This window comes from Cryobacterium algoritolerans (assembly GCF_004402785.1).
Classification (GTDB): Bacteria; Actinomycetota; Actinomycetes; order Actinomycetales; family Microbacteriaceae; genus Cryobacterium; species Cryobacterium algoritolerans.
Genome location: NZ_SOFP01000034.1, coordinates 1 through 9,802, shown reverse-complemented (window position 1 = coordinate 9,802; position 9,802 = coordinate 1). Strand labels below are relative to the sequence as shown.

8 protein-coding genes are annotated in these 9,802 nt (G+C 69.2%); all 8 read right to left on the bottom strand.

Going from position 1 to position 9,802, the window contains the following annotated elements:
• Positions 1 to 299: 299 nt before the first annotated feature.
• Positions 300 to 1,088: a dimethylargininase gene (ddaH, locus tag E3O19_RS06565; RefSeq protein WP_134566348.1), complete on the bottom strand. Its 789-nt coding sequence runs from the start codon at positions 1,086 to 1,088 to the stop codon at positions 300 to 302.
• A 119-nt stretch (positions 1,089 to 1,207) separates the two neighbouring features.
• A complete protein-coding gene (locus E3O19_RS06560; protein ID WP_134566346.1) occupies positions 1,208 to 2,290 on the bottom strand; it encodes a Glu/Leu/Phe/Val dehydrogenase family protein in 1,083 nt (360 codons plus the stop codon).
• Between the two features lie 81 nt (positions 2,291 to 2,371).
• Positions 2,372 to 3,568 (bottom strand): mechanosensitive ion channel family protein, encoded by a 1,197-nt coding sequence (locus tag E3O19_RS06555; RefSeq protein WP_241981240.1) that lies wholly within the window; start codon positions 3,566 to 3,568, stop codon positions 2,372 to 2,374.
• 84 nt (positions 3,569 to 3,652) lie between these two features.
• Positions 3,653 to 5,329 carry a bifunctional phosphoribosylaminoimidazolecarboxamide formyltransferase/IMP cyclohydrolase gene (gene purH, locus E3O19_RS06550; RefSeq protein ID WP_134566345.1) on the bottom strand — a complete coding sequence of 559 codons (1,677 nt, stop codon included), beginning with the start codon at positions 5,327 to 5,329 and terminating at the stop codon, positions 3,653 to 3,655.
• The gene (purN, locus tag E3O19_RS06545) at positions 5,326 to 5,919 is read right to left on the bottom strand and encodes a phosphoribosylglycinamide formyltransferase (RefSeq protein ID WP_134566343.1); all 594 of its coding nucleotides are present in this window, start codon (positions 5,917 to 5,919) and stop codon (positions 5,326 to 5,328) included. The genes purH and purN overlap by 4 nt, the downstream gene beginning before the upstream one ends.
• A gap of 9 nt (positions 5,920 to 5,928) precedes the next feature.
• Positions 5,929 to 7,182, bottom strand: coding sequence for a cell division protein PerM (locus E3O19_RS06540; protein ID WP_174776903.1), 1,254 nt, complete (start codon positions 7,180 to 7,182; stop codon positions 5,929 to 5,931).
• Positions 7,183 to 7,391: 209 nt separating this feature from the next.
• Positions 7,392 to 8,279: a succinate--CoA ligase subunit alpha gene (gene sucD / locus E3O19_RS06535; protein WP_134566341.1), complete on the bottom strand. Its 888-nt coding sequence runs from the start codon at positions 8,277 to 8,279 to the stop codon at positions 7,392 to 7,394.
• A 35-nt stretch (positions 8,280 to 8,314) separates the two neighbouring features.
• On the bottom strand, positions 8,315 to 9,484 hold the full coding sequence (sucC, locus tag E3O19_RS06530) for an ADP-forming succinate--CoA ligase subunit beta (RefSeq protein WP_134566339.1): 1,170 nt from the start codon (positions 9,482 to 9,484) through the stop codon (positions 8,315 to 8,317).
• Positions 9,485 to 9,802: the final 318 nt, after the last annotated feature.

Below are 9,802 nucleotides of genomic sequence, written 5' to 3'. Positions count from 1 at the left end.
GGCCGGTCGTGCGGGCCGGTCGTGCGGGCCGGTCGTGCGGGCCGGTCGTGCGGGCCGGTCGTGCGGGCCGGTCGTGCCGGTGCGGTCGTGCCGGTGCGTTTCCTGGCCGGTTAGGCGGCGGTGGCGGGGCGGAGGCGGGTGCCAAAGGCAGCGCCGAGGTTCGCATCCGCTGCGAGCTGTCGCTGTGCTGTCTTTGTCATGTCGGCCTCCTGGGCGCGTCGTGTTCGGTACTGTGCCCCCCTGATCAGGCAGCCTTTCAGACTACGACCGATATTCCCCTGGCGCAAGGGACAAAACCGTCAGCGCACGCGCACGCTGAGGCAGGTCACGCAGCCCTCCAGCTTTTCAAACTCTGAGATGTCGACCGTGACCACTCGGTAGCCGCGCTGGGCGAAGAGTTCCGCCGAGCGCGGGGCGGCGGACGACATCAGCACGGTACGGTCGTCGAGCACGACGACGGCGGTGCCGTGCGCCTCCGGAACGGGCAGGAAGTTCTCGAACACCGACGGGTCGTCGACGAGCGGAGGAAAGCCGATCACGGTGCCGTCGGGCAGCGCGGTGACCGCTGTCTTGAGGTGCAGCGCACGACTGATCGGCACGGCGACGACCGTATACCCGCGGGGGGCGAGGATGCCCCGTAACTGGTCGATGCCCTCGTCATTGGTGCGGAGGCTTCGCCCGACGTAGACGGTGCGGCCGACCTTGAGCACGTCGCCGCCGTCGAGCGTCCCTGGCAGTTCGAGGTGCTGCACGGGGATGCCGAGACTGGTCACGGCGGCCTCGGCCCCTGCCGTCTCACCGCGGCGGGTCTGCGCGCCCGGGCTGGCGACGACGGCGATGTCGCCGAACATGATCACGGCGTCCTCGATGAACACGGAGTCGGGCAGCTCCGGCGCGACTTCAACCTCGATGATCTCCCAGCCCTCGGCCGCGAGGGCGGCGACGTAGCCGCGCCACTGCATCTCGGCCAGCGCCGGATCGACCTCGGTGCGTTCGATGTGGGTCAGGAGCCCCTCGGCGAGGTTGCGGGCGGGCCGGCGCACGAGGGCGCGGCTCGGGGTGGTCTGGGGCACGGCGACGGGTTCCATCCCGCCAGTGTATGGCCCGGCACCCGCCCCGGGCGCGGGCCGTGCGCCGCTGCGCGAGAGGCGCGACTCTCGCACAGCGGCTATCCAAACCGCACGGCGCCGCCCGCACGGCTCCGGCGTCAGCGGCGCACGGCGTCCAGCCTGGCAGCGGCCAGGTGCTCGGCGGCGGCGAGGGTCGTGATCCCCTGCTCGCGGGCATCCGTGAAGATGGTCGACACGGTGTCGCCGATCGCCTCCACGCGCGCCGCGACGACGGCCGGGTCGGCGCCGGGCTCTGAGGCGAGTGCGAGGTAGATGACCCCGCCGGAGTTGACGACGAAATCGGGCGCCCAGAGGATGCCGCGCGCGTCGAGCTGGGTGGCGCCCTCCGGTTGGGCAAGCTGGTTGTTGGCGGCGCCGACGACCCCGAGCACATTGAGTTCACCGATCACGCGCGCGGTGAGTACCCCGCCCAGGCCGCACGGCACGAACAGGTCGGCCGGCACGAGGTGCACGACGTCGACGGACACCCAGCTGGCGCCGAGCGAGTCGGCCAGGTCCCGCCGCGCGAGGTTGACGTCACTCACGGTGAGGCGGGCACCGGACCCGGCCAGCGCGGTGGCGAGGCGGCCGCCGACCTGGCCGAGCCCGGAGATGACGATGTGCCGGCCCTGTACCTCCCGGCTGCCGAACAGCGCCTCAAGGGTGGCGACGACGCTGGCGTAGACTCCCGCCGCAGTCGCCTCTGCGGGCTCGCCCACACCGCCGCTCGACTGAGGGAGGCCGCAGACGTGGTCGGTGCGTTCCTTGACGACGGCCATCAGCTCGGCGTTCGTGCCGACATCCTCCGCCGTCATGTAGGCGCCGTCCAGGCTTTCGATCGCGTCGCCGAGGTCGAGCATCGCGTCACGCTTCTCCGCCTCGGTGAGCGCGGTGCCGAGCGGCAGGTGGATGACGGACTTCCCGCCGCCGAGGTTCAGTCCCGCTGCCGCGTTCTTCAGCGTCATCGCCGCGGAGAGGCGCAGCGCGTCGGCGACGGCGTCGGTCCAGTTCTCGTACTGCCACATCCGGGCGCCGCCTAGGGCCTGGCCGAGCCTGGTCGAGTGCACGGCCACGGTGATGACGAGACCAGAGCGGATGCCCGTGGTGATCAGTACGCGTTCGTGGGTGAACGGGATTCCGACGAGCGCATCCAGCGACGGTGATGGTTGCGTGAGGGTCATGGGTGATTCTCCTTGCTGGCCTCGTGGGCCGGTGGGTTGGGGCCGCGGTTGTGGCGCGACGACTGACTCAGACTAGCCTCGTCAGCGCTCGAGTGCCGGGCCTTCCTGCACGGGAATCGACGTGGTGAATTCCGCGGCCCGCGCCTTGGCGTTCTCGTCGCCCGAGAAGAGCCCGATGGGCGCGGTCACGGGATGGGATGCATTCAGCCCGCGCGCCCCCGTAGGCTCCCGCTGAGATTCCCGCCGCAGCTCCATCCGGCCCAACGGCAACGCGTCCGGATTGTGGGTGATGAGCCAGTCGATCAGGTTCTCCCGCACCAGGCAGCGCAGGTCGAACAGGGTGGGAGCGTCGGCGGCGGAGACCAGCACACGTACCCGCACGAAGCCGCCGACGGCATCCGTCACCTGGAGCACGACGACGCGACCGTCCCAGAGCTCGGTCTGGGCGACGATCCGATCCAGCTCCCGGCGCATGCCGGCCGGGTCGACGCGCCAGTCCAGGTCGAACTCGACGGCGCCGAGCAGCTCGCTGTTGTGCCGGGTCCAGTTCTGGAACGGATTCGTCGTGAAGTAGGTCGACGGCAGCACCATTCGCCGGTCGTCCCAGATGTGCACGACCACGTAGGTGAGCGTGATCTCCTCGATCTTGCCCCATTCGTTCTCCACGATGACGACGTCATCCACGCGCAGGGCGTTGTTGAAGGCCAGCTGGACACCAGCGAACACGTTGGCGAGGGTGGACTGGGCGGCAAGGCCGGCGACGACACTGAGCAGGCCGGCAGAGGCGAAGAGGCTGGCGCCCAGGGTCGCGGCCCCGGGAATGCTCAGCAGCACGGCCCCGATCGAGCAGATGATGATCACGACGACGCCGATGCGCCGCAGCATCCGCAGTTGGGTGCGCACCCTTCTCGCGACGCGGTTGTCGCGCACATCGATGCGGTAGCGGGCGGCGGTGACCTCCTCGAAAAAGTAGAGCAGTGCGCTGGCCAGCCAGGTTGCCGCCGCGATGAACAGGGCCCGGAAGACGAAGTCGACCAGGTGCTCGATCTCCGCTGTGCTCTGCAGGAACAGCGTGTTGACGGACCACATGGTGCCCATCAGCAGTGTCAGGCGGAACGGAACCCTGGCCAGCCCGACCAGGGTGCGGGCCCACGCTTCCTTCCGGCCGACCAGCCGGAACACGAGCGCTGTGATCGCCGTGGCCGCCACTGCGGCCACGATGGCCACCGAGAGCGCGATCAGGTAGTTCGGTTCAATGAACCCCTTGAGGTCTGACACGGCTGCCCTTCCCTCCGCGACGCGTCTGGTGGCACCACGGACCTTTTAATCGTGCCAGAGTCTGCGGTGCCGGTCGCGCGCGGGTCAGTGGAAGAAGTGGCGCTCTCCGGTGAAGTACATGCTGACGCCGGCCGCGACGGCCGCCGCGACGACCTCCTCGTCGCGCACCGAGCCGCCGGGCTGCACGACCGCGGTGACGCCGGCCTCGAGCAGCACCTGCAGGCCGTCGGCGAACGGGAAGAACGCGTCCGAGGCCGCGACGGAGCCGGCCGCCCGGTCGCCCGCGCGCAGCACCGCGAGGTGGCAGGAGTCGACCCGGTTGACCTGGCCCATCCCCACACCGACGGATGCGCCGCCGTGGGCGAGCAGGATCGCGTTCGACTTGACCGAACGGCAGGCCTTCCACGCGAATTCGAGGTCCGCGCGGGTGGCCGCGTCGACCTCCTCGCCCGCGGCCAGGGTCCAGCCTGACGAGTCGAAGTCGTCGAAGCTGTCGGTCTCCTGCACGAGCAGTCCACCGGAGATCTGGCGCAGTTCGAGCGAGGACCGGTGGTAGTCGGCGGGGAGTTCGAGCAGGCGGATGTTCTTCTTCGCACTGAGCAGCTCGAATGCGGCCGGCTCGAAGCCGGGGGCGACGAGCACCTCGGTGAAGATCTGGCTGACGGTTTCGGCCATGCCCAGAGTCACGACCCGGTTCGCGGCGATGACCCCGCCGAACGCGGACACCGGGTCGCACTCGTGCGCGCGGCGGTGGGCGGCGGCGATCGCATCGGGTGCCTTCGCGCCCGCGATGGCGATCCCGCATGGGTTGGCGTGTTTGATGATGGCCACGGCCGGCTCGGTGAAGTCGAACGCGGCGCGCACGGCGGCGTCCGCATCGACATAGTTGTTGTAGGACATCTCTTTGCCGTGGAGTTGCACGGCCTGGGCGATGCCCTGGCCGCCGTCGCCGACGTAGAGGGCCGCGGCCTGGTGCGAGTTCTCGCCGTAGCGGAGCACGGCCGTGCGAGTGGCCTGGACGGCCAGGGTGTCGGGGAACGACGCTTCGGCCTCGAAGCTGGTGTCGATGACGGCGTCGAACTGCTCGAGGATCTCCTCGTCGAGGGCATCGACGTCGTCCTGCCACTGGTCGTAGACGTTCTCGGTGAACCAGGCGGAGACACTGAGATCGTAGCTGGCAGTGTGCTCGAAGGCGAGCGAGGCGAGCTTCTGGCGCTGGCGCAGCGTTGTTCCGCCGCCGGCGACGGCCACGACGATTTCGTCGTAGTCGTCGGGGTCGACCACGATCGCCACGTTCGCGTGGTTCTTCGCCGAGGCGCGCACCAGCGCCGGCCCGCCGATGTCGATCTGCTCGATGACCTCGGCCGGGGAGGCGCCGGACTCCACGGTCTCGACAAACGGGTACAGGTTCACGACGACGAGCTGGAAGGCCGCGATGCCGAGGTCGTCGAGCTGGGCCTCGTGTGATTCGAGCCGAAGGTCGGCCAGGATGCCGGCGTGCACGCCCGGGTGCAGGGTCTTCACGCGGCCATCGAGGGATTCGGGGAAACCGGTGACGGCGGAGACATCCGTCACCTCATGGCCGGCGGCGCGGATGGTCGCGGCGGTCGAGCCGGTCGAGACCATCTCGATCCCGGCGGCCGCGAGGGCCCCGGCGAGGCCCTGCAGGCCGGTCTTGTCGCTGACCGAGATCAGCGCGCGCTTCACCGGCACGATGTCACGCTCGCGGTACAGGCTCTTTCCGTTGGTGTGCCCGCTCATATCTGGGAATGCTCCTCGAGGTCGACGTGTCCGTTGGCGATGTCGAGCACGGCCTGCACCAGCAGGCGCCGCTCGACGGTCTTGATTCGTTCGTGCAGGGATGCTTCGGTGTCGCCGGGTAGCACCGGCACCCTTTCCTGCGCGATGATCGGTCCGTCGTCGACACCCGTGTCGACGACGATGAGACTGGCCCCGGTCTCCGTGACGCCGGCGGCGAGCGCGTCGCGCACGCCGTGGGCGCCGGGGAATTCGGGCAGGTAGGCGGGATGCGTGTTCAGCAGCCGAGGAGAGAGTGCGGCTACCACCCGCGGCGGGAGCAGGCGCATGAAACCGCTCAGGACGACCAGCTCGGGCGTCCACTGCCGGATCTGGGCCAGGAGTTCCTCGCCCCAGGCCTCCCGGCTGGTGTGGGAGGAGAACGGCACGGTGAAGGTCGGGATTCCGAACTCTTCGCCGAGGTCGAGGCCGTCAGCGTCCCGGTCGGCGCCGATGGCGACGACTCTGGCCGGGTACTCGGCATCCTGGCACGCCTCGAGCAGGGAGCGTAGGTTGGATCCCCCGCCTGAGATCAAGACGACCATTGACAGCACGGGACGAGCCTACCGTTTGGCGGCCGGTTCGTACTTCGGTGTGACGCGGCCCCGCTGGAACGGATGCGGCGTCAGCAGCCCGGCGCAGGCCGCGACGCCCACTTCGACGGCGGTGAGCAGCCCGACGAGGACGGGGTTCGGCCCGACCTCCGCCAGCCGCCCGGGGCCCAAGGCACCGCCGGACCACCAGGCGAGGAGACCGAGCAGGATCCCGGCGACGATCCCCGTGGCCAGCCCGGTGACCAGCTGCTGCGGGATCGTGGGCGGTGCCGTGTCGGTGCGGGTCTGCCGCTGCCGGGTCACGGCCGCGGCGAGGAAGCCGATCAGCACGGGCACCAGGAGGCCGAGGAAACCCAAGGCGAGCGTGCCGTGCGGGAGCACACCGAACAGGGGCAGGCCCGGCACGGAACCGAGGACAGTGCCGACCGGGGACACACTGGTGCCGACGCCGACCGCGATGCCGGGACCGACGAGCCAGGCGGCGGCCCAGACGACCAGGTTGGGGATGAGCGCGAGCTCGAGCAGGGTGAGCACGATGCCGCCGGTCAGGCCGGACTGCACCGTTTCGTAGAGGCCGATCACCGTGGCGTAGTTGCTGAGGATAAGCACGAACAGAGCCACGGCGGAGACCGCGACGATGGCGGCGGCGGCGGCCGTTCCACCGCGCAGGGCCGTCGCCGCGATGCCTCGGGCCACGGCGGGCAGGGTGCGGTAGCGCCGGCCGAGGGCCCCACCGGCCTGGCCGTGGAGCGCGCCGCTGCGTACACCGCCGAGCACACCGCTGAGCACACCGGCCGCGTAGACCGCCGTGGGCAGGAGGATTCCCTGCGGGAGTGACGCGCGCACGGTATCCGTGCCCGCGGTCAGGCTGAGCGCGGTGGCGAGCAGCCCGTAGGAGGCGATCGCGGCCCCGGCGCCGACCCAGCGGTACGGGGTTGCGGCGGCGCGGGAGCCGGTGCGCCGACCGAGCAGCGCGGCCAGCAGGGCGTAGCCGAGCAGGGCGATGGTGAGCGTGAACGGGGCCTCCGCGCCGGGCAGCCCGAGTGCGGTGACGACGGCCGGGTCGAGTTGCACGGTCAGGTCGACGCCGTTGCCGAGCAGCCAGACGTCCACCGCGGCCCGCCAGAAGACGACCCAGTCGATGGCGAGACCGAATTGGGTGGCCCAGAGCACGGTCAGCGGCACGAGGGCGATTCCGACGCCGACGGCGACGACAATGACCGCCTCGAGAGCGGCGAGCAGGGCTGTCGTTATACGGTTCATCCGCCCCGAGCCTACTTGGCCTGGCGGGCCGCACGTTTCGCCCTCGCCGCGCCCGCCGAATTCGACGGAGATTCTGTGGGATTCAGGCGCACCAGCGGCATTTCGAGCCGATCCGGGCATATTCTCCGTCGAATTCGACAGCCCAGCGGAACGGGCCGCAGACGACGAAGGGCCCGCCTGGTCAGGCGGGCCCCTCGTGCGAGCTGTTTCTACAGTGCCGCGAGAACCTCGCGCAACAGGGTGGCGGTCTCGCTCGGCGTCTTGCCGACCTTGACCCCGGCGGCCTCGAGGGCCTCCTTCTTGCCCTGCGCGGTTCCAGCCCCGTCGGACACGATGGCGCCGGCGTGGCCCATGGTCTTACCTTCCGGCGCGGTGAAGCCGGCGACGTAACCGATGACCGGCTTCGTGACGTTCGCCTTGATGTAGTCGGCCGCCTTCTCCTCTGCATCGCCGCCGATCTCGCCGATCATCACGATGACCTTGGTCTCCGGGTCGGCCTCGAACGCTTCGAGGGCGTCGATGTGCGTGGTCCCGATGATCGGGTCGCCACCGATGCCGATCGCGGTGGAGAAGCCCAGGTCACGCAGTTCGTACATCATCTGGTAGGTCAGGGTGCCGGACTTGGAGACGAGGCCGACCGGACCCTTGCCGGTGATGTTTGCCGGGGTGATCCCGACGAGCGCCTCACCGGGGGTGATGATGCCGGGGCAGTTCGGCCCGATGATGCGGGTCTTGTTGCCCTTGGCCTTGTTGTAAGCCCAGAACTCGGCGGAGTCCTGAACCGGAACGCCCTCGGTGATGATGACGAGCAGGGGGATGCCGGCGTCGATGGCCTCGATCACGGCATCCTTGGTGAAGGCCGGCGGAACGAACGCGATGGAGACATCCGCGCCCGTCTTCGCCATGGCCTCGGCGACAGAGCCGAAGACGGGTAGTTCCACGTCGCCGTGCACGACGGTGGTGCCGGCCTTGCGTGCGTTCACGCCGCCGACGACCTGGGTGCCGGCCTTGAGCATGAGGGCGGTGTGCTTGGTGCCCTCACCGCCGGTGATGCCCTGCACGATGACCTTGGAGTCCTTGTTGAGGAAGATTGACATGTTGTTCCTTTAGTCCTTGATCTCGACAGGCCAGGTCAGCGGGCGGCGTGGGCGAGTTCGGCGGCCTTGTCGGCGCCTTCGTCCATGGTGGCGGCCAGTGTGACCAACGGGTGGTTGGCCTCGGTGAGGATGCGACGGCCTTCCTCGACGTTGTTGCCGTCGAGGCGCACGACGAGGGGCTTATTGGCGGCGCTGCCGAGTTCGGCGAGTGCGCCGACGATGCCGCGGGCGACCGCGTCACAGGCGGTGATGCCGCCGAAGACGTTGACGAACACGCTCTTGACCTGCGGGTCGCCGAGGATGACGTCGAGGCCGGCAGCCATGACCTCTGCGGATGCTCCGCCGCCGATGTCCAGGAAGTTGGCCGGCTTGACGCCGCCGTGGTTTTCGCCCGCGTAGGCGACCACGTCCAGCGTCGACATGACCAGCCCTGCGCCGTTGCCGATGACGCCGACGACGCCGTCGAGTTTGACGTAGTTGAGGTCGTTCAGCTTGGCCTTGGCCTCGAGCGGGTCCGCGGCGGCCGCGTCCTCGAGGTTGGCGTGCTTCGGGTGGCGGAAGCCGGCATTCTCATCGAGGGTCACCTTGCCGTCGAGGGCGATGATGTCGCCTTCTTCGGTGAGGACGAGCGGGTTGACCTCGACCAAAGTCGCGTCCTCGCCCGTGAATACCTTGTAGAGCTGCACGAAGACCGGGGCGACCTTCTCCACGAGTTCGGCCGGGAACTTCGCGGCGACCGCGATTTCACGGGCCGTTGCCAGGTCGATGCCACTGGTCGGGTCGATTGCCACGTAGGCGAGCGCCTCGGGCTTCTCGACGGCGAGCACCTCGATCTCAACGCCGCCCTCGTAGCTGGCGAGTGAGAGGTAGGAACGGTTCGACCGGTCCAGCAGCACGGAGAAGTAGAACTCCTGCTTGATTCTCGCCCCGCCGGCAACCATGACCCGGTTGACGGTGTGGCCCTTGATGTCGAGGCCGAGGATGGCCCGTCCGGCGGCTTCGGCGGCTTCGGGGGTCTTGGCGACCTTCACTCCGCCGGCCTTTCCGCGACCGCCGACCTTGACCTGGGCCTTGACGACGACGACGCCACCGAGCTTCTCTGCGGCCGCGCGCACCTCTTCAGGGGTATCCGCGATGATGCCCGGCAGAACCGGAACTCCATACTGTTCAAACAGGTCTCTGGCCTGGTATTCGTAAAGATCCACGCTGCTCTTTCCAATCCGCGTCTTGGCGTTCCTGCTGGGTACGAGGGGGTGTGGGCACAGTGTGCAGAGCCGAATGTAGCTCGACATCAAGACATACTGGCCAGTTCAAACTCTAGCGTCCCAGATCGGCATCGCGAACTCTGGCCAAAGCGCCGGATCGGCAATACCATCGCACTCACAGGCAACGGATGCCCCAGACCCGGGAGTTGGTCGCCCACGATGAGTCCACCGTCGAACACGTTTCCCTCCCCGGAGGCGCCCGGGCCGCGCGTGCCCCGGCCGTGCGTGCCCGGGCCCCGCGTGCCCGCGCCCCGCGTG